Raw genomic sequence first — 26,104 nt, forward strand, 5'->3', positions numbered from 1 at the left:
CAACTCCTGGTGTTCTCCTAGAGGGCGTCCGGACCGCGCTCGCCGGTGCGGACCCGGATCGCGGTTTCGACCGGCAGGCTCCAGACCTTGCCATCACCGATCTTGCCAGTACGTGCCGCCTTGACCACGACATCGATGAGCTGCTCGGCGTCGGAGTCCTCGACCAGGATCTCGATGCGGATCTTGGGCACCAGGTCGACCGTGTACTCGGCGCCGCGGTAGACCTCGGTGTGACCGCGCTGGCGGCCGTAGCCGCTGGCCTCGGTGACGGTCAGGCCGTGCACGCCGAACGCCTGGAGGGCGTCCTTGACCTCGTCCAGCCGGTGCGGCTTGATCACCGCGGTGATGAGCTTCATGCGTCCACCTTCTTCCCACCGGCAGCCGCGTCGGCGGAGGCCGGAACACTGACGGGCACGGAACCGGTGCCGGTCTGGGTGAAGTCGTACCCCGTCTCGGCGTGGTAGGCCAGGTCCAGACCGGCGACTTCCTCTTCCTCGGAGGCGCGGAAGCCGATGGTGCGCTGGAGGAGCTGCGCCAGGACGTAGGTGACGATGAACGAGTAGGCCAGCACGGAGAACGCGCCCAGCGCCTGCTTGCCGAACTGCCCGAAGCCGCCGGCGATCGTGTTGACGCTGTCCGAGGCCAGGAAGCCGACCATCAGCGTGCCGATCAGGCCGCCGACGAGGTGCACGCCGACGACGTCCAGGGAGTCGTCGTAGCCCAGCTTGTACTTCAGGCTGACGGCCCAGGCGCAGACCGCGCCCGCGACGACGCCGATGAGCAGCGAGGACATCGGGGTGACGTGCCCGCCGGAGGGGGTGATGGCGACCAGGCCCGCGATCGCGCCGGAGGCGGCGCCCAGCGTGGTGAACGCGCCGTGGCGGATGCGCTCGTAGATCAGCCAGCCGATGATGGCGGCGGCCGTGGCGAGCTGCGTGTTGAGGGCCATCAGGGCGGCGGTGCCGTTGGGCGACAGGGCCGAGCCGGCGTTGAAGCCGAACCAGCCGAACCACAGCAGCCCGGCGCCGAGGAGCACCATCGGCAGGTTGTGCGGGCGCATGGGCTCCTTCTTGAAGCCGACGCGCTTGCCGATCACCAGCACCGCCGCGAGCGCGCCGGCGCCCGCGTTGATGTGCACCGCGGTACCGCCCGCGAAGTCGATGACCTCCTCGCCGAACAGCCAGCCGTCGGCGGCCCAGACCCAGTGCGCGACCGGGAAGTAGACGACCGTGACCCACAGCGCGACGAACAGCGCCCAGCTGCTGAACTTGACGCGGTCGGCCAGGGCACCGCTCATCAGCGCCGGGGTGAGCACGGCGAACATGAGCTGGAAGAGGGCGAAGGTGAGCGTGGTCGCGCTCTCGGGGTTGACGGTGCCGTCGGTCGTGAAGATCAGGTCCTTGAACCCGATGAAGTCAAGGTTGCCGATGAGGCCGCCGTCGTCGGACTCGGTGAAGTTGGATCCAAAGGTGAGGCTGAATCCGTACAGCACCCACAGCACGCTGACGATGCCCAGCGAGATGAACGACATCATCAGCATGTTGAGCGCGCTTTTGACCCGGACCATGCCCCCGTAGAAGAAGGCGAGCCCTGGAGTCATCAACATGACCAATGCGGCACAGATCACTACAAAAGCGATATCCGCTGCTTCCAACGTGAACGTCTCCTCGGAGTTACGACCCGTGCGGGCAGGATCTTGGGCGGGTCAGGATTCGCCACAGGCTCTCCGAGAGCCGTTTCGGTCGATGGAGCCGCATGTTTCGCCGATGTGACGATGACGCGCGGCGTGTTACACGGCAATGAAATGAATCAGCCACTCCCCGGTGCCGGGTTACTGTGTCCGGCACCGTCGCCCGATGCCGTCCCCGCGGTACCGCCGGGCGGGAACCGGCCGCGGCGGCCACCCAGGGTGACCTGGCATGGGGGAGCCGAGTCGGGCTGTTCGGGGTGGCCGGCGCGGCCGGCGCTGGAGGGGCGGGCGGTTCCGTCAGACGGCCCTGCTGGCCTCACTTTCCGGGAGTTCCGTGGTGAGGCGCTCGGCCACCTCGCTGACCGCCGGGTCGCCGGGGAAGTCCCGGCGGGCGGTGGACCAGGTCTTCCGGAGCCGGTTGTTGACCCGCTCCGAGCGCAGGCTTCCGGCCAGAGTCATGGCCTTCGTGGCCTGTGCCGCGCACGCCTCGGGCTCCTTCCCGAGGAGATGCACGGTGGCCATGCCGATGAGGTTGAGTGCATACGAACGCTGGTGGCCGCCGCCCGGGTCCTCCTCGCACTCGCGCGCGAACAGGTCCACGGCCCGTTCCATCAGGGGCCTGGCCCGGGAGAGATAGGCCGGGCTGCGCCCCGCGACATAGGCCAGATCGCGGTAGGAGTGGGCGTTCTCCGCGTGCAGCTCGGCCTCGGAGAAGAACCGGATCCAGTCCGGCTCCGGCTCGCGGGGGTCGATCTCGGCGAACGCGTCCTCCGCCATCCGCACCGCGCGGTGGCACTTGGGCGGCTGGCCCAGCGTGGCGTAGGCGCGGGCCTCCAGCGCGTACAGCATCGACTGGGTGCGGGGGGTGGCCCGTTCGCGGCTGCCGTACTGCGCGAGATGGATCAGCTCCAGCGCGTCCTCGCCGCGCCCGAGGTGGATCATCTGCCGGCTCATCTTGGACAGGACGTAGGCGCCGAGCGGGCGGTCCTCCGCCTCCTTGGCGGCGTGCAGGGCCAGTACGAAGTACTTCTGGGCGGTCGGCTGGAGCCCGATGTCGTAGCTCATCCAGCCGGCCAGCTCCGACAGCTCGGCCGTGATCCGGAACAGCCTGCGGCGGACCGGCTCGGGGTGCGACTCCTGGAGCAGATCGGTGACCTCGTGAAGCTGGCCGACCACGGCCTTGCGCCGCAGCCCGCCGCCGCACTGCGCGTCCCACCGGCGGAACTGCCCGGTGGACTCCTCCAGTTGGGACAGCTCGGGCTCCGAAAGACCGGTCAGGCGGCGCCCCTCGGCGTCCTGCTGGGCGGGCAGCGCGGTCAGCCGGGCGCCCGTGAGCGCCTCGGGGCCGCCGGGCGTGGGCACCAGCCAGCGCTGCATGGGCTCTATCAGGGCGGGGCCCGCCGACATCGACAGCGAGGTGCCGAGGAAGCCGCGCCGCCCGAGCATGAGGTCGCTGCGGGAGAACTCGTTGATGAGCGCGACCGTCTGGGAGCCCGCCCAGGGCAGGTCGATCCCGGAGACGGCGGCCGAGCGCGGGGCCGAGCGCAGCCCGAGGTCCTCGACGCTGACGACGCAGCCGAAACGTTCCGAGAAGAGCTCGGAGAGGATCCGCGGAATCGGCTCCCGCGGCTGCTCCCCGTCCAGCCAGCGCCGCACCCGGGAGGTGTCCGTACTGATGTGATGCGCGCCGAGCTGGCGCGCGCGCCGGTTGACCTGGCGGGCCAGCTCGCCCTTCGACCAGCCGCTGCGGCGGAACCAGGACCCCAGCCGCTCGTTCGGTCGCCTCGCGGAAGTCCCGCCGCCGTTGCCGTCCACAGTTACGCCCCCCATCAACGGTGCTGGACAAGGAAGTTGACGGAGCGTCTGCTGACACCGCGTCCATGAGTGCACCGAAAGTAATCCTACGATCACCGGTGTGGCGAGGGGGCAGCCGTCAATCGCCACCATTCGCCACCCCCCACCGAGAACACTCTTGCCCGTCTCGCACGCTTCACTGGTACGCGCGTCGTTCAACTTCTGGTGAGCTGAAGCACAACAGGGGCGCGCGAGGGCGCGCGCACTCCCCCCGCGGCTCGCCCGCCCGATCCGTAACCCGCGGCAGAGCGGACCCGTTGGAGAGTACATGGGCTTCACGATCGCCGGAATGCGCGAGATCCGGGAGCTGCGGCTGGCCGCACGGCGGCCCGGGCGCCACGGCCGAGGCCCCATCTCGACGGCCGTGGCCGAGTACACGGGCCTGTGGGGCTGGGAGGTGGTGCCCGGCGCGCGGGTGCGGCGTTCCGCCGTGCACCCCGGCCGGATCGAGTGCTCCTGCGGCCGGCGCGACTGCCCCGCCCCCGGCGCCCATCCGCTCGCCCCGGACCTGGCCATCCCGGCCGGCACCACGCTGGAGAGGGCGCTGCGCGCCTGGGAGCGCACGCCCGACGCGAGCGTGCTGCTGCCGACCGGGCACAGCTTCGACGTGCTGGAGGTGCCGGCGCCGGCCGCCCGCCGGGCGCTGCCCAGGCTGGAGCGCATGGGCCTGCCGCCGGGGCCGGTGGCGCTGGCGCCGCACGGCCGGGCCTGGTTCCTGGTGGCCCCCGGCGCCGCCGCCGAACTGCCCGGACTCCTCTACCGCATGGGCTGGGACGGCGCCCTGCTCGACCTGCGCGCCCTGGGCGCCGGTCGGCACATCACCGCGCCGCCCTCCGACCACGCCGGGCGCGGCCCGGTCCGCTGGCTGCGCGCGCCGGACCTGGAGTCGGCGGCGGCCCCGCCGCGGGCCCGGCTGCTGCTGGGCACGCTGGCCTATGCCTGCCACCGCGCCTGACGGCCCTCAGGCCAGCAGCGCGTCGACGAACGCCTCCGGCTCGAACGGGGCCAGGTCGTCCGGGCCCTCCCCCAGCCCCACCAGCTTCACGGGCACGCCCAGCTCGCGCTGCACCGCCACGACGATACCGCCCTTGGCGGTGCCGTCCAGCTTGGTGAGCGCGATACCGGTGATGTCCACCACCTCGGCGAACACCCGCGCCTGAACGAGGCCGTTCTGCCCGGTGGTGGCGTCCAGGACCAGCAGCACCTCGTTGACCGGACCGTGCTTCTCCACCACGCGCTTGACCTTGCCGAGCTCGTCCATCAGCCCGGTCTTGGTGTGCAGCCGGCCGGCGGTGTCCACCAGGACCACGTCGGCGGCCTGGGTGATGCCCTCCTTGACCGCGTCGAACGCGACCGACGCCGGGTCGCCGCCCTCCGGCCCGCGGACGGTGCGGGCGCCGACCCGTTCGCCCCAGGTCTGGAGCTGGTCGGCGGCGGCGGCCCGGAAGGTGTCGGCGGCGCCCAGGACCACGGAGTTGCCGTCGGCGACCAGGACCCGGGCGAGCTTGCCGGTGGTGGTCGTCTTGCCGGCGCCGTTGACCCCGACGATGAGCACCACGGCCGGCCGCTCCTCGCCCTCCTCGGACACCCCGCCCTCGGTGTGCACGGTCCGGTCCGTGCCGGGGCCGAGCTGCGCCAGCAACTCCTCGCGCAGCAGCGCGCGCAGCTCGTCCGGGGTGCGGGTGCCCAGCACCCGGACGCGCTCGCGCAGCCGCTCCACCAACTCCTGGGTGGGACCGACGCCGACGTCCGCGGTCAGCAGCGTGTCCTCGATCTCCTCCCAGGTCTCGTCGTCCAGCCGCTCCCGGGACAGGAGGGTGAGCAGGCCGCGGCCCAGCGTGTTCTGCGAGCGGGCGAGCCGGGCCCGCAGCCGGATCATCCGCCCCGCGGCCGGCTCGGGCACCTCCAGCTCGGGGGCCGGCGGCGCCGGAGCCGTGGCGGCGGGCAGCGTGACGTCCTCGACGGTCCGGCGTTCCTCCTCGGCCGGAGCCGCCGCCTCCTCGCCGACCTGTGGCTCGACCGGCGGCGCGGCCGGGGCCGCCCGGCGCTCCTCGGTGGGTGGCGCCTGCTTTCTGCGGCTGCTGACGACGAACCCGCCGATCGCGGCGACGGCGACCACGGCGATGATGACGACAAGGATGAGGATGTCCATCGGTTCCCTTGCTGGGCCTGCGGAGGGGCAACGCGTCCTAACGGTACCGCCGCCCCGGCCCGCGGCGGTGTCAGCCCATCTCCTCCAGCGACTTGCCCTTGGTCTCCGGCACCCAGGCGAGGATGAACGGGATCGAGAGCAGGGCGAAGACGGTGTACATCGCATAGGCGCCGGAGAGGTTCCAGTCCGACAGGGTCGGGAAGCTCTGGCTGATGGCCCAGTTGGCGACCCACTGCGCGGACGCGGCGATGCCGAGCGCGGCGGCGCGGATCCGGTTGGGGAACATCTCGCCGAGCAGCACCCAGACCACCACACCCCACGACAGGGCGAAGAAGAGCACGAAGCCGTGCGCGCCGATCAGCGCCGCCGTGCCCTGGGCGTCCGGCAGCCGGATGCTGTCGCCGGTGCCCTCCTTGAAGGAGAACGCCCAGGCGGTGAGGCCCAGGGAGACGGCCATGCCGGCGGAGCCGATGAGGGCGAGCGGCTTGCGGCCGATCCGGTCGACGAAGATCATCGCGATGACGGTGCCGATGATGTTGATGATCGACGTGGTGAAGGAGTAGAAGAACGACTCGCCCGGGTCGATCCCGACGGACTGCCACAGCGAGTTGGAGTAGTAGAAGATCACATTGATGCCGACCAACTGCTGGAAGACCGACAGGCCGATGCCGACCCAGACGATGGGCAGCAGCCCGCCCCGCCCGCCGATGAGGTCGCGCCAGGTGGAACGGTGCTCGGTGTGGATCTTCGCGTCGACCTCGGCGATCCGGGCGTCCAGGTCGGTGCCCTTGCCCTCGACGTCGGCCAGGACCCGCTTGGCCTCCTCGGTCCGCCCGCCCGCGATCAGGAAGCGCGGGGACTCCGGGATGCCCAGGGTCATCATGCCGTAGAGCAGCGCCGGGACGACCCCGACGCCGAGCATGACCTGCCACGCCTCCAGGCCGAGCAGCGAGCCGCGCTGGTCGCCGTCGGCGAGGTTGACCAGGCCCCAGTTGACCAACTGGGAGACGGCGATGCCCAGCACGATGGCCGCCTGCTGGAACGAGGCCAGCCGCCCGCGATACGCGGGCGGGGACACCTCGGCGATGTAGGCCGGGGCGATCACGGAGGCCATGCCGATGGCGACGCCGCCCAGCGTGCGCCAGAAGGCGAGGTCCCAGATCGAGAAGGGCAGCATCGACCCGATGCTGCTGATCACGAAGAGCGCCGCGGCGACCTGCATGACGCGGATGCGGCCGAGGCGGTCGGCGAGCCGGCCGGCGACGACGGCGCCGAGGGCGGCGCCGAGCAGCGCGATCGCCACGACGGTGCCGAGCCGGCCCGAGGAGACGTCGAATCTGCCGCGTATTCCCTCGACGGCGCCGTTGATCACCGCGCTGTCATAGCCGAAGAGGAAGCCGCCCAGCGCCGCGGTGGCGGCGATGTAGATCACGTAGCTGAGGTGCGGAGGGCGCTTGGCCCCCGTCTCCCGCTCGGCGTTCGTGGTTGTGCTCACGATGTCTCCCGGGTTCCGGCAGCTCTGCCGGACGTACGAGTGCTCGCACGGCCAGGTCGGTACACGTCCGTGCGAGGGCCACCAGTTGAAGAGATAGGCCGCCTCGCCGAGGGTAAGACTTCATGTCTTGAAGTCAAAGTCAGGATGAACGCCATGATTCACCTCACCTCCGACCACGCTCACCGCGAGATCGTTCAACTCATGAAGAGAGGCGCTGGCTAATGACCTTCGAGACGCCGTCGCCCTGCATGGAGACGCCGTACAGCGCGTCCGCGACCTCCATGGTCCGCTTCTGGTGCGTGATCACGATGAGCTGGGAGCTGTCCTTGAGCTCCTCCATGATCCGGATCAGCCGCTGGAGGTTGGTGTCGTCGAGCGCCGCCTCGACCTCGTCCATCACGTAGAACGGGCTCGGCCGCGCCTTGAAGATGGACACCAGCAGGGCCACCGCCGTCAGCGAGCGCTCGCCGCCGGAGAGCAGCGACAGCCGCTTGACCTTCTTGCCCGGCGGCCGGGCCTCCACCTCCACACCGGTCGTCAGCATGTCCGAGGGGTCGGTGAGCAGCAGCCGCCCCTCGCCGCCGGGGAAGAGCCGGGAGAAGACGCCCTCGAACTCCCGGGCCGTGTCGTGATAGGCGGCGGTGAAGACCTGCTCCACGCGCTCGTCCACCTCCTTCACGACCTGAAGCAGGTCGGCGCGCGTCTTCTTCAGGTCCTCCAACTGCTCGCTCAGGAACTGGTGGCGCTCCTCCAGCGCCGCGAACTCCTCCAGCGCCAGCGGGTTCACCTTGCCCAACTGCTTGTAGGCGCGCTCGGCGGCCCGCAGCCGCTTCTCCTGCTCCGCGCGGACGAACGGCCGGGGCTGGTTGCGCGGGTCGGCCGGGTCCTCGGGCAGCTCCTCGCCCTCGGCGGGCGGCGACGGCGGAACAAGCTGATCGGGGCCGTACTCCCGGACCAGGACGGCCGGTTCCACGCCCAGCTCCTCCAGGGCCCGGTTCTCGAGCTGTTCGATCCGCAGCCGCTTCTCGGCGCCGAGCACCTCCCCGCGGTGCACGGAGTCGGTGAGCTTGTCCAGCTCCTCCTTCAGCTCGCGCCCGGCGTTGCGCTCGGCCGTCAGCGCCTGCTCCCGGTCCGCCCGGGCCCGTTCGGCGGCCTCGCGCTCGGCCACGGCGCGGGCCAGCGACTCCTCGACATGCGCGAGCAACTGCCGGGCGCCGACGGCCACGGCGGTGGCGACCTCCGCCTCGTGGCGCATCCGGGCGCGGCGCCGCTCCGCGCGCGCCCGCGTCTCGCGCTCGGCGCGCGCCGCCCGGTCCAGGGAATCCGCCCGCCCGGCCAGCCCCTTGACCCGCTCCTCGTGGGTGCGGACCTGGAGCCGGGCCTCCATCTCGGTCTGCCGCGCGTTCGCCCCGTCCGCCGCCAGCCGGTCCCGGACGGAGGTGTCCGGCTCCTCGTCGCCGTCCGCGGCCTCCTCGGCGACCGCGAGCCGTTCGGCCAGTTCCTCGGCCTGCTCGACCGCGCGGCTCAGCTCCTCCTCGGCCCGGGCCACCGCGGCGCCCGCGCGCTCGGCCTCGCCGGCCGCTGCGCGGGCCTGGCCGGCCAGCCGCCCCAGGTCCTGGGCCACCCGTGACTTGGCGCGTTCGGCCGCGCTGCGCCGCTGGGCCAGATCCTCGACCGCGGCGGCGCACGCGCGGCGCCGCTCGGTGGCCTCCCGCTGGGCGGCGGCCAGTTCGGCGCTGCGCTCGGTCAGGGCCCGCAGTTCCGCCGCCGCCTCGTCCACCGACGCCTGGACCTCCAGCAGGCTGGGCGCCCCCGCCGAACCGCCCTGGGCCAGCCGCGCGGAGAGCACATCGCCCTCGGCGGTCACCGCGGTGAGCCCTGAGTGTTCGGCGATCAGCCGCTGGGCGTCCTCCAGCGTGGCGACCACGACGACGTCGCGCAGCAGGCGGCGCACCGCGGGCAGCAGGCTCTCCGGGCCGCGCACGAGGTCCGCCGCCCAGGGCGGTCCGTCGCCGGGGCCGAGATCCGGGCGGTGCCCGGGCTCGTCGGGGGCGCCGCCGAGCAGCAGGGCCGCGCGGCCCGCGTCGTCCTTGCGCAGCAGGCGCAGCGCGTCGGCGGCGGTGGCCGGGCCGTCGGCGGCGACCGCGTCGGCGGCGGCGCCCAGCGCGGCCGCCAGGGGGACCTCGAAGCCCGGGGTGACCGTGAGCAGTTCGGCGGCGGGGCCGAGCAGCCCGGGGAGCCGGTCGGCGGCGGCGAGCAGCGCGCCGGTGCCGTCCTTGCGGCGCAGCCCGAGGGCGAGCGCGTCGTGCCGGGCTGCGACGGCGGCGCGCTCCCGCTCCGTCGCGGTCGCGGCCTCGCGGGCGGCGCCGAGCGCGGCCTCGGCGGCGGCCAGCTCGCGCTTGGCCGCCTCGTGCTCGCCGGCCAGCTCGGTGTCGCCCGCGTCCAGGCCGTCGACCTCGGCGCGCAGCGTCTCGTACTCGCGCTCAGCGGCGGCGGCCCGTTCGACCGCCTCGTCGTGGGCGGCGGTCAGCCGGTCGATACCCGACTGGGCGGCGGCGGCCCGGCTGCGCGCGGCGTTGGCCTGCCCGTGCAGCCGGGCCAGGCCCTCGCGCCGGTCGGCGATGGCGCGGGCCGCGTCCTTGAGCCGCCGCTCCTCCTCGGCCAGCCGGCGCTCCAGCTCGGCGCGGTGCTCGACGGTGTCCTCCAGCGCCCGGGTGGCCGCCTCCAGGGCCGCGGTCAGCTCGGCCTCCTGCTCACGGATGCGGGCGGCCTCCCGTTCCATGTCCTCTGGGTCGCGGCCCCGGCGCTCCTCGGGGACCTGGGCCCGGGCGCTGGTGACCCGGGCGTCGGCGAGGCTCACGGTGCCCCGGACCCGCTCGGCCAGTTGTGAAAGCTCATACCAGGTCGTCTGGGTGCGCTGAACGCGCGGGGCGAGCGTCCTGACCTCCTGTTCGAGCTCCGCCTCCCGGCGCGAGGCTTCGCGCAGGCGCGCCTCGGCTGCTTCTTTGCGCTCCTTGAGAGCCGCCTCATCGGCCACCTCGGCCCGCAGGGCGGCACGCTGAGTGACCAGATCGTCGGCGAGCAGCCGCAGCCGGGCGTCCCGCAGGTCGGCCTGGATGACGGCCGCCCGCCGGGCCACCGCCGCCTGCCGGCCGAGCGGCTTCAACTGCCGGCGCAGCTCGTCGGTGAGGTCCTGGACGCGGGCGAGGTTGGCCTGCATGGCGTCCAGCTTCCGCAGCGCCTTCTCCTTGCGCTTGCGGTGTTTGAGAACGCCGGCCGCCTCCTCGATGAACGCGCGGCGGCCCGTGGGGTCGGCGTGCAGCACGGAATCGAGCTGCCCCTGGCCGACGATGACGTGCATCTCGCGGCCGATGCCGGAATCGGAGAGCAGGTCCTGGACATCGAGAAGGCGGCAGGTGTCGCCATTGATCTGGTATTCGCTGCCGCCGTTGCGGAACATCGTCCGCGTAATGGTGACTTCGGTGTAGTCGATCGGCAGGGCACCGTCGGAATTGTCGATCGTGAGGGAGACCTCGGCCCGGCCCAGCGGCGGGCGGCCGGTGGTCCCGGCGAAGATCACGTCCTCCATCTTGCCGCCGCGCAACGACTTCGCGCCCTGCTCCCCCATGACCCAGGAAAGCGCGTCCACCACATTGGACTTGCCGGACCCGTTCGGCCCCACCACGCAGGTGATGCCGGGCTCGAAGCGCAGCGTCGTGGCGGAGGCGAAGGACTTGAACCCTCGCAGCGTCAGGCTCTTGAGGTGCACGCCGTGCGACTTTACCCGCCGCTCTTCGGCAATTCGCCGTTTCGACGCGGGGGATGCAGGGCACATCCACTGTGAGCCAACCGACGGTGCTCGGAGTCCCGGACATGACGAAGGGACGCCGAAGCGTCCCTCGCATTAACTCCGCAAGCGAAAGCCCTCGCGGCCTGCCCTCTTCGTCGAGGTCAGGTCAGGGCGGGCTCCGCCTTGGGCACGTCGATGCTGTCGAGCACCGAGTCGCCGTGCCGAGCGGCGGCGGCGAGCGCGTCGTTCTCCGCCTGGACCCGGAGGAGCTGGGTCTCCAGGTCCTGTACGCGCTGCTGTAGCCGTCGCATCTCGGCGAGGACTCGGGGGTCGGAACCGCCGACGTGACCGAGAAGCGCCTTTGCCATGATGGATGGTCCTCCACACTGAGTGACCGACCGAAGCCGTGGTGGGTCGTGAGGGATTGAACCCGCGACGTGTCCTCTGCCTGTGTTCCAGGGCCACATAGCCGAGATGCGCGGGACTTTCAGCGTCTCACCAAAAAGTGGGACGGTCAACACGATCACACCGCGTATCGCCCGTGCGCCGGGCCGGTCAACCACCCTCTGCGAGGGGGGACCGGGTCGCGCCTCACCGGCTCGCGAATCGCCGCCGGGCGGGGGTCGTGGCCGCAGCCTTGCACGTCGGAGCGGGGATGGCAAGCAGTTTCCGGGACTTTCCCGGGGTCCCGGCGGCGGCTCCTCAGCGGATCGCGAACCCCTCGTAGCCCCCGCGAGGTGTGTCCCAAATCTCGGTGACGCCCTCCACCCGACCGGGCGTGTCGCCCTCCCGCAGCCACTCCAGCAACAGCGCGCAGCGCTCCCGGCTGCCCTCGGCCACGACCTGGACCCGGCCGTCCCCCAGGTTCGAGACGAATCCGCGCAGCTCACCGATGGCGAGCGCGCGGGCCCGGGTGTGCCAGCGGAAGCCGACGCCCTGCACCCGGCCGCGCACCCAGGCGGTCATCCGGGCGGCCTCGGAGTCCTCTGCGGGCGGCGGCGACGGTCGGTCCATGTGACGCACGCTATCCCGTCATTCCCGTTCGGAACACTGGCACCGGCGCGGCCATGCCGTACAGTCACGCGTTGAAGAATCACCTGTTCGGGTGATTTGTGATCTTCGAGTGGACGAGGACGGTGCTGCTGATGGGACGCCATCGCCGCCGCCGGGGGCACGCGCGTACCGGTCTTATCGGTGCCTCCGCGGCACTGGCCGTGGGGGCGGTGGCGGTGGGCGCGGGCCTGCTGCCGGGCATCGGGGACGGCCTCATGTTCTCCGACTCCGAGGACGTCGGCGCCCAGGACGGGCGCGTGGCCTCCGAGTCCGCGGCGCCGACGTCGGCACCGGACCGGGAGCGGGACCGGGACCGGGAGAAGCCGGACCCGGAGACCAGCGAGCCGGCCGAGGAGACGACGGAACCCGCCCCGCCCACCGAGGAGCCGTCCCCGTCGCCCTCCACCGAGGCGCCCGAGGAGACCGAGCCTGCCGCCCCGTCGCCCGAGCCCGAGCCGAGCACCGAGGAACCGCCGCCGGACCCGGCCCCCGAGGAGCCCGAGCCGGCCGCGGATCCGGAGACGGCCGAGGCCGAGGCGGTGCTGGCGCTGGTCAACGAGGAGCGGACCCGGGCGGGCTGCCGCCCGGTCACGCTGGACCCGGCGCTCACCTCGCTGGCCAACGCCTTCAGCCGCGACATGGCCGAGCGCGGCTTCTTCGACCACACCGACCCGGACGGCCGCGACCCGTGGGACCGCGCGGAGGCGGCGGGCATCACGTACCTCGGCGGCGAGAACATAGCGCTCGGCCAGCAGGACGCCCAGGCGGTGATGGACGCCTGGATGAACAGCGAGGGCCACCGCGCCAACATCCTCAACTGCGAGTTCACCACCCTGGGCATCGGCGTGCACATCGCCGACGGCGGCCCGTGGTGGACGCAGGACTTCGGCTTCTAGGCGGAACGCCCCGCCGCCGCCCTCGGCGGGCGCTGGCAGCGCGGGCAGAAGTAGCTGGAGCGGTTCATCCAGGGCCGCCTGCGGACCGGGGTCGCGCAGCGGCGGCAGGGCTGGTCCTCGCGGCCGTACACGTCCAGCGACCGTTCGAAGTAACCGGACTGGCCGTTGACGTTCACATAGAGGCTGTCGAAGCTGGTGCCGCCCGCGGCCAGCGCCGCCGTCATCACGTCCCGGATGTGGATCACCAGCGCGGCCGTCGCCGGGCGCGTGAGCGTGGCGGTGGGCCGGTCGTAGTGCAGCCCGCTGCGCCACAGCGCCTCGTCGGCGTAGATGTTGCCCACCCCGCTGATCAGCGACTGGTCGAGCAGCGCGCGCTTGACGGTGGTCCGGCGGCGGCGGAGCGCGGCGTGGAAGGCGTCCTCGTCGAACTCCGGGTCCAGCGGGTCGCGGGCGATGTGCGCGATGACGTCCGGCAGCCCGTCCGCGGTGACCGGGTGCAGCGAGAGCCCGCCGAACGTGCGCTGATCGACGAACCGCAGCTCGCCGCCCGCCGGATCGGCGAACGTGACGCGGATCCGCAAATGCTTCTCGTCGGGGGCCCGTTCCGGCTGGACGAGCAGCTGACCGCTCATCCCCAGGTGCGCGAGCAGTGCCAGATCCGCGCCGAGCGGCAGCCACAAGTACTTGCCGCGGCGGCACACGTCCCGCACGCGGGTGCCCGCGAGCCGGTCGGCGAAGTCCTCGGCACCGGCCGCGTGCCGGCGGACGGCGCGGGGGTGCAGCACCTCGGCCCCGGCGACGGTCCGGCCGCCGACCCACCGGTCGAGGCCGCGCCGCACGACCTCCACCTCGGGCAGCTCAGGCAACGGACGCCTCGCCCGAGGGGGCCTGGCCGTTCTTGCCGTCGATGGCCGTGCGGATGGCGCGCCAGGCGTTCTCGGCGGCCTGCTGCTCCGCTTCCTTCTTGCTGCGGCCGGTGCCGGTGCCGTAGGTCTCGCCACCCACACGGGCCGCAGCGGTGAAGGTCTTCTCGTGGTCCGGGCCGCTCTCCGTGATCACGTACTCCGGCACGCCGAGGCTCTCGGCGGCGCTGAGCTCCTGGAGGCTGGTCTTCCAGTCGAGACCGGCCCCGAGGTTGGCGGAGCGTTCGATGACGGGGTCGAAGAGCCGGTGCACCAACTCGTCGGCGGCGGCGAGGCCCTGGTCCAGATAGACCGCGCCGATCACCGCCTCCAGGGTGTCGGCGAGGATCGATGCCTTGTTCCGGCCGCCGGTGCCCTCCTCGCCGCGCCCGAGCCGGACGAAGGCACCCAGGTCGAGCCCGCGGGCCACCTCGGCCAGTGCGCGCGCCTGGACGACCGCGGCCCGCAGCTTGGCGAGCTGGCCCTCGGCCAGATCGGGGTGCCTGCGGTACAGCGTGTCGGTGACGACCAGACCGAGCACGGAGTCCCCGAGGAACTCCAGCCGCTCGTTCGTGGGCAGCCCACCGTTCTCGTACGCGTAGCTGCGGTGGGTGAGCGCACGCACCAGAAGGGCGGGCTCAAGCCTGTAGCCGAGCCGCCCTTCCAGAATCGCAAGGGACGAGGCTGTGTCCGCCGACGCCTGGGGTTGCGACCTCCTGGCGTGTGACATGGAGCCTGTCACCCGCCGATCAGACCTCGAGGACCTGACGGCGGTTGTACGTGCCGCAGTTGCCGCACGCGGTGTGCTGCAGCCTCGGCTCCTGGCAGCGCTCGCAGCGCACCAGAGTGGGGACCGCAGCCTTCCACTGCGACCGGCGGTGGCGCGTGTTGCTGCGCGACATCTTCCGCTTCGGAACAGCCACGGCTACTTCTCCTGTGATTCGTCCCCGCTGGCGCGGGGTGCCTTCTCTTGCTTGTCCTGCCTGGCGGAGGGCTCCTCCGGCCGCGAAGTGCCGGCGAACTCCCGCAGCGCCGCCCAACGGATGTCGACGGCTTCGTCGTGGTGGTGGTCGGGGTCCTGCGCGAGCGGTACCCCGCACTCGGGGCACAGGCCCGGACAGTCGTCCCGGCACACCGGCTGAAGGGGCAGTGACAGCACCACCGCGTCCCGCAGCACGGGCTCAAGGTCGAACAAGTCGCCTTGAAGGAAAAGCGTCTCCTCGTCCCCCTCGGCCTCGGCGGCCTCCGCCTGACGGCGGGCCGGCCCCTCGGTCTCGGGGTACGAGAACATCTCCTGGAAGTCCGCCGAGCCCTCGCGGGCCAACGGCTCCAGACACCTTACGCACTCCCCCGCCAACGGCGCACGGACGGTGCCGGTGACGAGCACACCCTCCATGACCGACTCCATGCGGAGCTCGATCTCCATCGGCGCCCCCGCCGGCACCCCGATGACCTCGGTGCCGAGATCCTCCGGGGCCTCCACCGTGCGCGAGATCCTCTTGAGCGCACCGGGACGCCGCCCCAGCTCACGTGTGTCGAACACGAGAGGGGCTCGGTGATCCAGCGGGGCGTTCAGGGCTTTCTGCTTTCTCATGATGGCTGGGCTGGCCGACCGCGACGGAGCCGCACGTCGGTCTCTCTCGACGAGAAGCCGGGCGGGCAGCCGTGACTTCGATTCGTGCCACGACCGAAGGGCCAGCATACTTCACGGGCCGCCGGGCACCCAATCGGCGAGAGTCACTGCTGGCCCTGCTGATAACGGCGCAACTGCTCGGCGTCGATCATCCCGGTGTCGAAGAGGCTGGTCTCCTCCAGGGTGCCCGGCGCCTGGTAGCCGTAGTCCGGCCGGGCGGGCTGCTGGCCGTAGGGGTCCTGCGGGTAGCCGCCGGTGCCGTACGGGTCCGCGGCGTAGGACTCCTGTCCGTAGCCCTCCTGTGGGTAGGTCCCCTGGCCGTAGCCGTCCTGGGCGCCGTAGCCGCCGGCCGCCGCGGTGGGCTGGAGACCGTACGTGTCGGCCGGCTCGTACCCGCCGCTCCCGGGCGCGGGCGCGACCGGGGCGGGGTCCGCGGCCGGGGGCTCGGACTCGGGCCGGGGCTGGGGCACGCCCAGGTAGTCGTACGTGTCCTGCTCGGCCAACTGGCCGAAGTACCCGTCGGCCTGCTGACCGGCGTCCGCGGCCTCCTGGGCGGCGACGTGCTCGGCCAGCTCGTCGATGGGGCGGTGCCCGGTGAGCTTCTGCCGGCCGCGGCCCACCGCCTCCAGCGTCTTGCGCAGCACCGCCTCGATGGCGCCGAACTGGGCGTCCACATAGGCGTCGGCCTGCGCCAGCAGCTCCGCGGGGTCGCCGCGGTCGGGGCCGAGCAGCTTGTTCCGCCCGCGGTCCACCGAGCCGATGGTCTTGCCCAGGACCACCTCGAAGTTCGCCAGCTTGCTGTCCACGTAGTCGTCGGCCTCGGCGCGCACCTCGTCCGCCTCGCGGCGGGCCTCGGCCAGGATGCGGGACGCCTCGGCCTGGGCCCGTTGAACGATCTCGGTGCCGTCGATGAGCGTGCCGCGTTCGGCGTGCGCGGCCTCGACGATGCGCCGGGCCTCCTGCTGGGCGTCGGCCACCACCTGCTCGCGGCCTCCCAGCACCTCCTGGGCCTCGGCCAGCGAGCCGGGCAGCGCCTCGCGCACCTCCTCGAGCCGGGCGAGAAGCTCGGACCGGTTGATGACGCAGGACGCCGACATGGGCATGCCCTTGGCGCTCCGGACCGCCGTGACGATCTCGTCGAGTTTCTGCTGTACGTCCACGAGGCGACTGTACGGCCAACGGGGCACCGACGGGCACTTGTTCGCCGGCCGGTGCGGTCCGTGTCAGCCGTGCTTGGCGGTGAGCGCCCGCAGGACGGGCTCGGGCACCAGGTGGGAGACGTCGCCGCCCCAGGCGGCCACCTCCTTGACCAGGCTGGACGACAGGAAGCTGTAGACCGGGTTGGTCGGGATGAACATGGTCTCGACACCGGAGAGTCCGTTGTTCATCTGGGCCATCTGAAGCTCGTAGTCGAAGTCGCTGACCGCGCGCAGGCCCTTGACGATGGCCGGGATGTCACGCTGCTTGCAGTAGTCCACCAGCAGGCCGTGGAACGCCTCCACCACCACGTTCCCATAGGTGCTGGTGCACTCCTCGATCAGCGCGATGCGCTCCTCGACGGTGAAGAGGCCCTTCTTCGACTTGTTGATCATGACGGCGACGTGGACGACGTCGTAGAGCTTCGAGGCGCGGGCGACGATGTCGAGGTGCCCATTGGTGATGGGGTCGAAGGACCCCGGACAGACTGCGCGGCGCAACGGTCTCTCCTCGCTCTCCCGGCCCCTCATGACCGGTCGCTGACGTGGTGGACGGCGAACCGGCCATACCAGAGCGTTCCCTCGCCGTAGCGGCGTGAACGCAGACTCCGGAATCCGGCCGGCCAGCGGAAGGCACCCCCTCGGGTGCCCCGCTCCACCGTGACGAGCGCGTCGTCGGCGAGCCAGCCATTCGCCCCGAGTGTGAGCAGGATCTCTCCAAGATCGTCATCACCCACGGCGTAGGGCGGATCGAGAAAGACCAGATCGAACGCGCCGTCGGGCGGCGGTGGCCCGGCGGCGAGCTGCTCGGCCCGCGCCGTGCGCAGCTCGGCGCCCGGCAGGCCGAGGGAGCGGATGTTCTCCCGGATGGTGCGGGCGGCCCTGGCGTCGGACTCGGCGAGCAGGGCGTGGGCGGCCCCCCGGGAGAGCGCCTCCAGCCCGACGGCGCCCGAGCCGCCGTACAGGTCGAGGACGCGCGCCCCGTCCAGCGGCCCCCACAGGGCCGACCAGGTGGAGAACAGCCCCTCGCGCGCCCGGTCGGAGGTCGGCCGGGTACCGCCGCCGGGAGGCACGGCCAGCCGCCGGCCACCTGCGGTCCCGGCGATCACGCGGGTCATGAGGCTCCCTCACGGCACTCATCGATCAGCTTCCGCCTCCACGCTATACGGACCGCGCGGGCGAGTGGCCCGCCGGGGCGCGGGGCCCGTTCAGCCCTTGTCGAGGAACTCCTCACGGTCGGCGTCCAGGAGGGCGTCGAGGGCGGCGCGCAGGTCCGGGGAGTCGTCCAGCTCGGGGTCGCGCTCGACCAGGGCGACGGCCTCGGCGCGGGCCTCCGCGATGAGCTCCTCGTCGTCGATGACGGCGAGCATCCGCAGGCTGCTGCGCCCGCCGGACTGCGCCTGGCCCAGGACGTCGCCCTCGCGGCGCTGTTCGAGGTCGATGCGGGACAGCTCGAAGCCGTCGGTCGTGTCCGCCACCGCCGCCAGCCGGTCGCGGGCCGCGCTCCCCTCCGGCGCCTCGCTCACCAGCAGGCACAGCCCGGGGGCGCTGCCGCGCCCGACCCGGCCGCGGAGCTGGTGGAGCTGGGAGACGCCGAAGCGGTCGGCGTCCATGATCACCATGGCGGTGGCGTTGGGGACGTTGACCCCGACCTCGATCACGGTGGTGGCGACCAGCACGTCGATCTCGCCCCCGGCGAAGCGGCGCATCACATCGTCCTTGACGTCCGGGGCCAGCCGGCCGTGCAGCACCTCGGTGCGCAGCCCGCCGAGCGGGCCGCCGGCCAGCTCGGCGGCCACGTCGAGCACGGCCAGCGGCGGGCGCACGCCCTCCCCCGGGCCGTCCCCGTCGTCACTGCCCTTGCCCGGCGCCGTCGGCTCATCCCCGTCGCCGATCCGGGGGCAGACCACATACGCCTGGTGCCCGCCGGCGACCTCCTCGCGCACCCGCTCCCAGGCGCGGGTCAGGAAGTGCGGCTTGTCGCGGGCGGGGACGACGTGGCTGGCGATGGGCGAACGGCCCTGCGGCAGCTCGTCCAGGACGGAGGTCTCCAGGTCGCCGAAGACCGTCATGGCGACCGTGCGCGGGATGGGGGTGGCGGTCATGACCAGCAGATGCGGCGGCCGTTCGCCCTTGGCGCGCAGGGCGTCGCGCTGCTCGACGCCGAACCGGTGCTGCTCGTCGACCACCACCAGGCCCAGGTCGTGGAACTTCACGACGTCCTCGATCAGGGCGTGGGTGCCGATGACGATGCCGGCCTCTCCGGTCGCCGCGTCCAGCAGGGCCCGCCGCCGGGCCGCGGCGCCCATGGAGCCGGTCAGCAGCACCGCCTTCGTGGCACGCTCGGCGCCGCCGAGCATGCCGCCCTCGGCCAGGTCGCCCATCATCTCGGTGATCGAGCGGTGGTGCTGCTGGGCCAGCACCTCGGTGGGCGCGAGCAGCGCCGACTGGCCGCCGCTGTCGGCGACGGCCAGCATGGCACGCAGCGCCACCAGCGTCTTGCCGCTGCCGACCTCGCCCTGGAGCAGCCGGTGCATCGGGTGCTCGGCGGCCAGGTCGGCGAAGATCTCGTCGCTGACCCGTCGCTGGCCCGCGGTGAGCGTGAACGGCAGCCGCTCGTCGAAGGCGTGCAGCAGGCCGTCGGCGGCCGGGCGCCGGGGGGCCGCCGGGAGCAGGGCGGCGGCGCGCCGCCGCCGGGCCAGCGCGACCTGGAGCACGAACCCCTCGTCCCACTTCAGCCGGGACCGGGCGTCGGCGATGTCGCTCTTGCTGCGCGGCCGGTGGACCTTCTCGAACGCCTCGGGCAGCGGCAGCAGTCCGCGCCGGGCGCGCAGCGCGCCGGGCAGCGGGTCGATCAGGCCCTGCCAGCCGACGGCCGCCAGCGAGTCGAGCACGACGCCGACCGACTTGGCGATGCGCCAGGACTCGAGCTGCTTGCAGGCCGGGTAGATCGGCAGCGGCCGGCCGGCGAACTCGGCGACCGCCGCGGAGCCGCTGTCCTCGTCCAGCAGCTCGTAGGCGGGGTGGGAGAGCTGGAGCTTCCGGTTGAACCGGGAGACCTTGCCGGCGAACATCCCGCGCCGCCCGGGCAGCAGCACCTTCTCGTGGTGGTGGACGGCGCGTCTGCCGAAGAACACGAGCTGGAGCCGGCCGCTGCCGTCGGTGAGCGTGACCTCCAGGCGCACGCCCCGGCCGCGGTTGAACGTGTGGGAGCGGGTGTCGGCGACCTCCGCGACGACGGTGACGTGCTCGTCGACGGGCAGGTCGGCCAGGCGGGTCAGCTCGCCGCGCTCGGCGTACCGGCGCGGATAGTGGTGCAGGAGGTCGCCGACCGTGTGCAGGTCGAGGTGGGCGGCCATCACCTTGGCGGTGGTGCCGCCGACGACCTTGGCGAGGGGCTCGTGCAGCGCGGTCACGCTGCCATTGCACACCATGCCGCCGACAGTCGCCGTCACTCGACCCCGATGAGCAGCGGCGCGCTCTGCCGCCCCTCGTACACGACGGTGTCCACGCCGTAGTGGCTGCCCCGCACCTGGGCCTCCAGCCGGGCGGCCAGCCCGTCCGGGGCGGTGGCGCCGAGCACGAGGGTGACCAGCTCGCCGCCGGCGGACAGCATGCGCTCCAGGACGTCGCCGGCCACCTCGGCGAGGTCGCCGCCGATCACCGCGACATCGCCCTCCACGAGGCCCAGCACGTCCCCGGCCTGGCAGATCCCGGCCGTTGTCCAGGACTGCCGTTCGGCGACGGCCAGTTCACCGAAGCGGGTGGCCCCGGCCGCGGCGGTCATGGCGACCACGTCCTCGTCGAACCGGCGCTCGGGGGCGTGCACGGCCAGCGCCGCGAGCCCCTGCACCGGGGAACGGGTGGGCACGACGGCGACCCGCACGCCGTCGGCGCGCGCCTGTTCGGCGGCGGCGGCAGCGGCGTGCCAGAGGGCGTCGTCGTTGGGCAGCAGCACGACCTCGCGGGCGCGGGTGGCGAGGATGGCCGCCGCGAGCTCGCCGCCGCCGGGCGGCTCTTCGGGGCGGACGGTCAGGGTGGTGGCGCCGGCCTCCGCGCACAGCCCGGCCAGCCCGTCGCCCGGCAGCACCGAGACGACGGCGCGGGGCGCGCGGTCGGGCCGGCGGGGGGCTTCGGCGGCGAGCGCGGTGATCCGCACCCGGTGCGGGCGGCCCACCTCGATGCCCGCCTCCACGGCCGGGCCCGGCTCGGCGGTGTGCACGTGGATGTGCCACAGGCCGTCGCCGCCCACGACGACGAGGGAGTCGCCGAGCGCGTCGAGGCGTTCCCGCAGGGCGGGCACGGCGGCGTCGGGGGCGTCCAGCAGGTAGATCACCTCGAATTCGAGCTCGGCCGGGGCGGCGACCGGCGCGCAGTGGGCGTCCGGGTGGGCCCCGGCGGCGCGGGGGGCGCCGGTGCGGCCGAGGGACAGCCGGTCGCGTATGGAGGCGTCGGGGGCGCGTCCGGACAGGGCCGCGTCCAGGGCGTCGAGCACGGCGACCAGCCCGCTGCCGCCGGCGTCGACGACGCCCGCGTCGGCCAGGACGGGAAGCTGGCCCGGGGTGGCGGCCAGCGCCCGGCGCGCGCCCGAGCAGGCTTCCGCCATCACCTCGTCCGCTCCGCCCCCGGCCCGTTCGGCGGCGTCCGCGGCGGCGGCGGCCACGGTGAGCATGGTGCCCTCGACGGGGTGGGCCACGGCCTCGTAGGCGGAGCCGGCGGCCCGGCGCAGCGCGTGGCGGAGGGTGTCGGGACCGGCCGGTTCGGGGCCGGCGGCCAGCACCTCGGCCATGCCCCGCAGCAGTTGGGCGAGGATGGTGCCGGAGTTCCCGCGGGCACCGATGAGGGCGCCGTGCGCCATGGCCCGGGCTGCCTCGGCCAGGGTCGGGGCGGCGGTGTCGGCCGCCGCGACGGCCTGGGCGGCGGACTCGACGGTGAGGTAGAGGTTGGTGCCGGTGTCCCCGTCGGGCACGGGGTAGACATTGATCGCGTCGATGTCCTCGCGGGCCCGGCCCACGGCGTCCAGGGCGTTGCGGCACCAGCGCCGTACCGCTGCGGCGTCGAGCGGCTGCGGCACGTGCGGACCTCCTGGACGGGCGACGGGGGCGGCGGGTGCAGCTTAAGCCCTCGTTCACCGAAGGGTGCGATTTCGCCCGGAGGGAACGGCCGGGGTATGCTGCCCCGGTTGCCTGGTGTTGTCCATTCACATCCGGCGCTTTACCTTGAGGCCAGTGACCTCGGGGGATCCCGACGTACGTTTCTGTCGCCCTGTGCACATGGGGTGACCTGTCTTTGGAGTGACCCGTGGCTGCCAACTGCGACGTCTGCGGCAAGGGGCCGGGCTTCGGCAACCGTATCTCCCACTCGCACCGGCGCACGCCCCGCCGTTGGAACCCCAACATCCAGCGGGTTCGTGCGGTGGTCAACGGGACGCCGAAGCGGCTGAACGTCTGCACCTCGTGCATCAAGGCGGGGAAGGTCTCGCGCTAAGGCCCTCGGCTGCTCTCAAGCCGGTCCACCGGTCACGGTGGGCCGGCTTCTTGCATGGCCCGGCCCGGCCCGCGGCCCCGGGCCAAGATCAGATGCGGTGGCCGTGGTGGACCGGGCCTATGCCGGCGCCCAGCGGGAAGCCCGCGGCGATGGCGCCGGTGACGTACTCCTTGGCCGCGGCCACGGCCTCCGGCACCGAGTCGCCCATCGCCAGCCGGGCCGCCGTCGCGGAGGCCAGCGTGCAGCCGGTGCCGTGGGTGTGGCGATTGTCCAGCCGGGGGGCGCGCAGCCAGTGCTCCTCGTTGCCGTCGGTGAGGAGATCGACGGCCTCGCCGGGGAGATGGCCGCCCTTGATCAGCACCCAGCGCGGGCCGTGCGCCAGGAGCGCGGCGGCGGCCCGCGGCATGTCTGCCTCCGACTCGACGGCAACGCCGGTGAGCTGAGCGGTCTCCGGCAGGTTCGGCGTGGCCACGGTGGCCACCGGCAGCAGCTTGGCGCGCACGGCGTCCAGCGCGTCGGGGGCGAGCAGCGGGTCGCCGTGCTTCGAGACGCCCACCGGGTCGACGACCACGGGCGCGGCGACGGTGGCCAGCAGCCCGGCGACGGTTTCCACGAGTTCGGCCGAGGCGAGCATGCCGGTCTTGACGGCCTGGACGCCGATGTCGTCCACCACGCTGCGGAACTGCTGGACCACGGCCTCGGCGGGCAGCTCCCAGGCGCCCTGCACGCCCAGGGAGTTCTGCGCGGTGACGGCCGTGAGCACGCTCATGCCGTGGGTGCCGAGCGCGAGCATCGTCTTGAGGTCGGCCTGAATGCCCGCGCCGCCGCCGGAGTCGGAGCCCGCGACCGTGAGAACGCGTGGAGGTGCCTGCATGGGTACGACAGTACTCAGGGGCCCGGTCAGGAGCCGAAGTGGTCCCAGCCGCCGGCCTTGTCCCACGCGGCGCCGTCCACGGTGACCGGCGGGGTGGTGCGCCCGCGGGCCGGCAGGACCTCGCCGATCCGCCGCCAGCGGGCGGGCAGTTTGGTCTCGGGCGGGAACGTGGCGACGATCGCGTGGTCCTCGCCGCCGGTGAGCACCCAGTGCAACGGGTCGACGCCCACGGCCTGCCCGATGTCGGACATCTGGGCGGGCACGTCGAGCGAGGCGGAGGCGATGTCGACGCGCACGTTACTGGCCTGGGCGATGTGCCCGAGGTCGGCGACGAGTCCGTCGCTGACGTCGGTCATGGCGGTCGCGCCCAGCGCGGCACCGGCCGGGCCGGCCGCGTAGGGCGGTTCGGGCCTGCGGTGCGCCTCGACGAACGCGCGCGGCGAGCGGAAGCCGCGGGAGAGTACGGCGTGACCGGCGGCCGACCAGCCGAGCCAGCCGGTGACGGCGACGATGTCGCCGGGCATGGCGCCGCTCCTGGTGACCGGCTCCCGGCCGCCGAGATCGCCCAGCGCCGTGATGGACACGGTGATCGCGTCGCCGCGGACCACGTCGCCCCCGGCCACGCCCGCGCCGGCGACGCGGCACTCGTCTCTGATGCCGTCCATCAGTTCCAGGGGCCAGGTGGCGGGCAGTTCGGCCGGCACGACGAGGCCGACGAGGACGGCGGTGGGCACGGCGCCCATGGCGGCGACGTCGGCGAGGTTCTGGGCGGCGGCCTTGCGGCCGACGTCGTAGGCGGTGGACCAGTCGCGGCGGAAGTGCCGTCCCTCCAGCAGGATGTCGGTGGTGGCGACGACCCTGCGGTCCGGGGCCGCGATCACCGCGGCGTCGTCCCCCGGGCCAAGACGCACCGCGGGCGTGCCGGTGATCCGGGACGTCAGCTCCCGGATCAGCCCGAACTCCCCGAGCTCCCCCACACTGCCCTTCACTCAGCTCTCCTCATGCTCGTGTCGCCGGCCCTCCGCCGGGCCGCTGATCGCGGCAACGGCCGGATGTCTCCCCGGTGCTGGTCGTGACGCGCTACGGTAGCGCCCCCGCTCCTCGTAGCCGCTGTGGAGGACCCGTGGTACAGGCGTACATCCTGATCCAGACCGAGGTGGGCAAGGCATCCACCGTGGCCGAAGTCATCTCCGGGATCCCCGGCGTGCTGACGGCCGAGGACGTGACGGGGCCCTACGACGTCATCGTGCGCGCGGAAGCGAAGACCGTGGACGAACTGGGTCGGCTGGTGGTCGCCGAAGTGCAGCGCGTGGCGGGAATCACACGCACCCTGACCTGCCCCGTCGTTCATCTGTGACACCCCGTATGCTCGCCGGGTGAGTTCCACCGTACGCCGTGTGCTCCCCGTCGTGTCCGCGCTGTTGGTGCTCTCGTCCTGCACCTCCGGCTTCGGCGAGCCGGAGGTCGCCCTGCCCTCCCCCACCGGCGAGGCCGCCGACGCGTGCCGCGCACTGGCGGAGGAGCTGCCGGACGAGGTGGACGGCGTGGAGCGCGGGGAACTCCCGGAGAGTTCCCCGTTCGCGGCGGTGTGGGGGGATCCGGCCATCGTGCTGCGCTGCGGCGTCCCGCGCCCGGAGCTGGTGACTCCGGGCAGCGAGACGTACGACCCGCTGGGCGCCGAGTTCGTGGGGGTGAACGAGGTGACCTGGCTGCTGGAGGAGCAGTCGGACGGCGTTCGTTTCACCACCCAGGAACGCGCGGTGTTCGTCGAGATGACCGTGCCGGACGACTACGCCCCCGAGGTCAATCCCCTGCTGGACGTCGCCGCCCCGATCGACCGCGCCATACCGCCGGACGACCTGCACGCGGACCCGGAGTCGGAGTGACGCCCGGCTCCGCTTCGCCCGCTAGCGCAGGCCGGTGGAGCGGCGCAGCGCCGCCTGGATGAGGCGGTCCACCAGCTCGGGGTAGTCCACGCCGGTCGCCTCCCACATGCGCGGGTACATGGAGATCGGGGTGAAGCCGGGCATGGTGTTGATCTCGTTGATGACGAACTCGCCGTTGTCCTGGAGGAAGAAGTCCGCGCGGACCAGCCCCTCGCAGGAGGCCGCCTCGAAGGCGAGAACGGCCAGCTCCCGCACGCGTTCCGTCTGCTCGGGGGTGAGCGGGGCGGGCACGATGCCCTCGGCCGAGTCGATGTACTTGGCCTCGAAGTCGTAGAAGTCGTGGCTGGAGACCGGGGGGATCTCGGCGGGCACGCTGGCGCGCGGCCCGTCCTCGAACTCCAGGACGCCGCACTCGATCTCGCGTCCGCTCAGCAGCGACTCGACGATGATCTTCGGGTCGTGGCTCTGCGCCTCCGCGATGGCGGCGTCCAGTCCGGAGACGTCGGTGACGCGGGAGATGCCCATCGAGGAGCCGGCGCGGGCGGGCTTGATGAACAGCGGCCAGCCGTGCTCCGCCGCGAAGTCGACGATCTTCTGCCGGGCGGCGGCCGGGCCCGCGCGCCACTCACGGGGGCGGATGACCGTGTAGGGCCCGACGGGCAGACCGAAGGAGGTGAAGACGCGCTTCATGTACTCCTTGTCCATGCCGATCGCCGAGGCCAGCACGCCGGCGCCGACATAGGGCACTCCGGAGAGCTCCAGGAGCCCCTGGAGCGTGCCGTCCTCACCGTAGGGGCCGTGCAGCAGCGGCAGGACCACGTCGACCTCGCCGAGGTCCTTGGGCACCGAGCCGGGCTCGGTGTAGACGACCTCGTGCCGGCCGGGGTCCACGGGCAGCAGCACGCCGCCGCTGCCGGGCTCGGCGACCTGCTCGACGCTGGGCAGCCGCCGTTCGCTGATCGCCATCCGCGCGGGGTCGTCGGCGGTCAGCGCCCATTGGCCGTCGGTGGTGATGCCGATGGGGAGGACGTCGTACCGGGTGCGGTCGATGGCGCGCAGCACGGCTCCGGCGGTGACCACCGAGATGGCGTGCTCGGAACTGCGGCCGCCGAAGACGACGGCGACGCGCGGCTTGGGGCTCTGTGGTGAGGACTCGCTGCTCATAACCCCCTGAGGCTACTCCGCGGCGCCCCGGG

Annotated in this window: 25 protein-coding genes; 5 read left to right on the forward strand and 20 right to left on the reverse strand. The window is 72.9% G+C overall.

The features are described from left to right. Positions 1–17: 17 nt before the first annotated feature. The 3 genes from RM590_RS00525 to nsdA all read right to left on the reverse strand — a co-directional run bounded on the left by RM590_RS00525 (position 18) and on the right by nsdA (position 3,520). Positions 18–356 carry a P-II family nitrogen regulator gene (locus RM590_RS00525; RefSeq protein ID WP_311702257.1) on the reverse strand — a complete coding sequence of 113 codons (339 nt, stop codon included), beginning with the start codon at positions 354–356 and terminating at the stop codon, positions 18–20. Further along, entirely contained in the window at positions 353–1,606 is a 1,254-nt protein-coding gene (locus tag RM590_RS00530) for an ammonium transporter (RefSeq protein ID WP_394813749.1), read from the reverse strand. The genes RM590_RS00525 and RM590_RS00530 overlap by 4 nt, the downstream gene beginning before the upstream one ends. Positions 1,607–1,987: 381 nt before the next feature. Next, positions 1,988–3,520 (reverse strand): transcriptional repressor NsdA, encoded by a 1,533-nt coding sequence (gene nsdA, locus RM590_RS00535; RefSeq protein ID WP_311702259.1) that lies wholly within the window; start codon positions 3,518–3,520, stop codon positions 1,988–1,990. A 292-nt stretch (positions 3,521–3,812) separates the two neighbouring features. Here nsdA and RM590_RS00540 point away from each other — a divergent pair, with 292 nt between their 5' ends. Next, positions 3,813–4,499 (forward strand): bifunctional DNA primase/polymerase, encoded by a 687-nt coding sequence (locus tag RM590_RS00540; protein ID WP_311702260.1) that lies wholly within the window; start codon positions 3,813–3,815, stop codon positions 4,497–4,499. Between the two features lie 6 nt (positions 4,500–4,505). On the opposite strand, the gene ftsY is transcribed toward RM590_RS00540, so the two are convergent. The 5 genes from ftsY to RM590_RS00565 all read right to left on the reverse strand — a co-directional run bounded on the left by ftsY (position 4,506) and on the right by RM590_RS00565 (position 11,995). Next, positions 4,506–5,696 (reverse strand): signal recognition particle-docking protein FtsY, encoded by a 1,191-nt coding sequence (gene ftsY / locus RM590_RS00545; RefSeq protein ID WP_311702261.1) that lies wholly within the window; start codon positions 5,694–5,696, stop codon positions 4,506–4,508. A 70-nt stretch (positions 5,697–5,766) separates the two neighbouring features. After that, positions 5,767–7,191, reverse strand: a complete 1,425-nt coding sequence (locus RM590_RS00550; RefSeq protein ID WP_311702262.1) for a sugar porter family MFS transporter — start codon at positions 7,189–7,191, stop codon at positions 5,767–5,769. Between the two features lie 199 nt (positions 7,192–7,390). Beyond that, entirely contained in the window at positions 7,391–10,960 is a 3,570-nt protein-coding gene (gene smc, locus RM590_RS00555; protein ID WP_311702263.1) for a chromosome segregation protein SMC, read from the reverse strand. Positions 10,961–11,142: 182 nt separating this feature from the next. Then, positions 11,143–11,349: a hypothetical protein gene (locus tag RM590_RS00560; protein ID WP_311702264.1), complete on the reverse strand. Its 207-nt coding sequence runs from the start codon at positions 11,347–11,349 to the stop codon at positions 11,143–11,145. Positions 11,350–11,683: 334 nt separating this feature from the next. Further along, on the reverse strand, positions 11,684–11,995 hold the full coding sequence (locus RM590_RS00565) for an acylphosphatase (protein ID WP_311702265.1): 312 nt from the start codon (positions 11,993–11,995) through the stop codon (positions 11,684–11,686). A gap of 131 nt (positions 11,996–12,126) precedes the next feature. Between RM590_RS00565 and RM590_RS00570 the strand changes: the two genes are divergently transcribed. Further along, entirely contained in the window at positions 12,127–12,930 is an 804-nt protein-coding gene (locus RM590_RS00570; protein ID WP_311702267.1) for a CAP domain-containing protein, read from the forward strand. On the opposite strand, the gene mutM is transcribed toward RM590_RS00570, so the two are convergent. The 9 genes from mutM to RM590_RS00615 all read right to left on the reverse strand — a co-directional run bounded on the left by mutM (position 12,927) and on the right by RM590_RS00615 (position 21,735). After that, positions 12,927–13,796, reverse strand: coding sequence for a bifunctional DNA-formamidopyrimidine glycosylase/DNA-(apurinic or apyrimidinic site) lyase (gene mutM, locus RM590_RS00575; protein ID WP_311702268.1), 870 nt, complete (start codon positions 13,794–13,796; stop codon positions 12,927–12,929). The two genes, RM590_RS00570 and mutM, sit on opposite strands and share 4 nt — an antisense overlap. Further along, positions 13,789–14,562 (reverse strand): ribonuclease III, encoded by a 774-nt coding sequence (gene rnc / locus RM590_RS00580; RefSeq protein WP_311702269.1) that lies wholly within the window; start codon positions 14,560–14,562, stop codon positions 13,789–13,791. Before rnc ends, mutM begins: the two co-directional genes overlap by 8 nt. 19 nt (positions 14,563–14,581) lie before the next feature. Beyond that, positions 14,582–14,755, reverse strand: a complete 174-nt coding sequence (rpmF, locus tag RM590_RS00585; RefSeq protein WP_049568059.1) for a 50S ribosomal protein L32 — start codon at positions 14,753–14,755, stop codon at positions 14,582–14,584. A gap of 2 nt (positions 14,756–14,757) precedes the next feature. Further along, positions 14,758–15,426 carry a YceD family protein gene (locus RM590_RS00590; protein ID WP_311702270.1) on the reverse strand — a complete coding sequence of 223 codons (669 nt, stop codon included), beginning with the start codon at positions 15,424–15,426 and terminating at the stop codon, positions 14,758–14,760. Positions 15,427–15,569: 143 nt separating this feature from the next. Then, positions 15,570–16,625, reverse strand: coding sequence for an ATP synthase F0 subunit B (locus RM590_RS00595; protein WP_311702271.1), 1,056 nt, complete (start codon positions 16,623–16,625; stop codon positions 15,570–15,572). A 63-nt stretch (positions 16,626–16,688) separates the two neighbouring features. After that, complete coding sequence (gene coaD / locus RM590_RS00600; protein ID WP_311702272.1) at positions 16,689–17,162, reverse strand: pantetheine-phosphate adenylyltransferase; 474 nt, start codon at positions 17,160–17,162, stop codon at positions 16,689–16,691. Positions 17,163–17,188: 26 nt separating this feature from the next. Beyond that, entirely contained in the window at positions 17,189–17,779 is a 591-nt protein-coding gene (gene rsmD, locus RM590_RS00605) for a 16S rRNA (guanine(966)-N(2))-methyltransferase RsmD (RefSeq protein WP_311702273.1), read from the reverse strand. Between the two features lie 90 nt (positions 17,780–17,869). Continuing rightward, positions 17,870–20,095, reverse strand: a complete 2,226-nt coding sequence (gene recG / locus RM590_RS00610) for an ATP-dependent DNA helicase RecG (protein WP_311702275.1) — start codon at positions 20,093–20,095, stop codon at positions 17,870–17,872. Positions 20,096–20,112: 17 nt separating this feature from the next. After that, the gene (locus RM590_RS00615; RefSeq protein WP_311702276.1) at positions 20,113–21,735 is read right to left on the reverse strand and encodes a DAK2 domain-containing protein; all 1,623 of its coding nucleotides are present in this window, start codon (positions 21,733–21,735) and stop codon (positions 20,113–20,115) included. 227 nt (positions 21,736–21,962) lie between these two features. Here RM590_RS00615 and rpmB point away from each other — a divergent pair, with 227 nt between their 5' ends. Beyond that, positions 21,963–22,148, forward strand: a complete 186-nt coding sequence (rpmB, locus tag RM590_RS00620; protein ID WP_311702278.1) for a 50S ribosomal protein L28 — start codon at positions 21,963–21,965, stop codon at positions 22,146–22,148. Between the two features lie 88 nt (positions 22,149–22,236). Here the strand turns inward: rpmB and thiD are convergent, their stop codons facing one another. Then, positions 22,237–23,022 carry a bifunctional hydroxymethylpyrimidine kinase/phosphomethylpyrimidine kinase gene (thiD, locus tag RM590_RS00625; RefSeq protein WP_311702279.1) on the reverse strand — a complete coding sequence of 262 codons (786 nt, stop codon included), beginning with the start codon at positions 23,020–23,022 and terminating at the stop codon, positions 22,237–22,239. A gap of 26 nt (positions 23,023–23,048) precedes the next feature. Continuing rightward, the gene (locus RM590_RS00630; protein WP_311702280.1) at positions 23,049–24,011 is read right to left on the reverse strand and encodes a thiamine-phosphate kinase; all 963 of its coding nucleotides are present in this window, start codon (positions 24,009–24,011) and stop codon (positions 23,049–23,051) included. 134 nt (positions 24,012–24,145) lie between these two features. Between RM590_RS00630 and RM590_RS00635 the strand changes: the two genes are divergently transcribed. Together RM590_RS00635 and RM590_RS00640 are read left to right on the forward strand one after the other, a co-directional pair. Beyond that, positions 24,146–24,379 (forward strand): Lrp/AsnC family transcriptional regulator, encoded by a 234-nt coding sequence (locus RM590_RS00635; RefSeq protein WP_311702281.1) that lies wholly within the window; start codon positions 24,146–24,148, stop codon positions 24,377–24,379. 19 nt (positions 24,380–24,398) lie between these two features. Next, a complete protein-coding gene (locus RM590_RS00640) occupies positions 24,399–24,908 on the forward strand; it encodes a DUF3515 domain-containing protein (protein WP_311702282.1) in 510 nt (169 codons plus the stop codon). Positions 24,909–24,929: 21 nt separating this feature from the next. On the opposite strand, the gene RM590_RS00645 is transcribed toward RM590_RS00640, so the two are convergent. Further along, on the reverse strand, positions 24,930–26,072 hold the full coding sequence (locus tag RM590_RS00645) for a D-alanine--D-alanine ligase family protein (RefSeq protein ID WP_311702283.1): 1,143 nt from the start codon (positions 26,070–26,072) through the stop codon (positions 24,930–24,932). Positions 26,073–26,104 lie beyond the last annotated feature (32 nt).

It is taken from the genome of Streptomyces litchfieldiae (assembly GCF_031845365.1).
Lineage (GTDB): Bacteria > Actinomycetota > Actinomycetes > Streptomycetales > Streptomycetaceae > Streptomyces > Streptomyces litchfieldiae.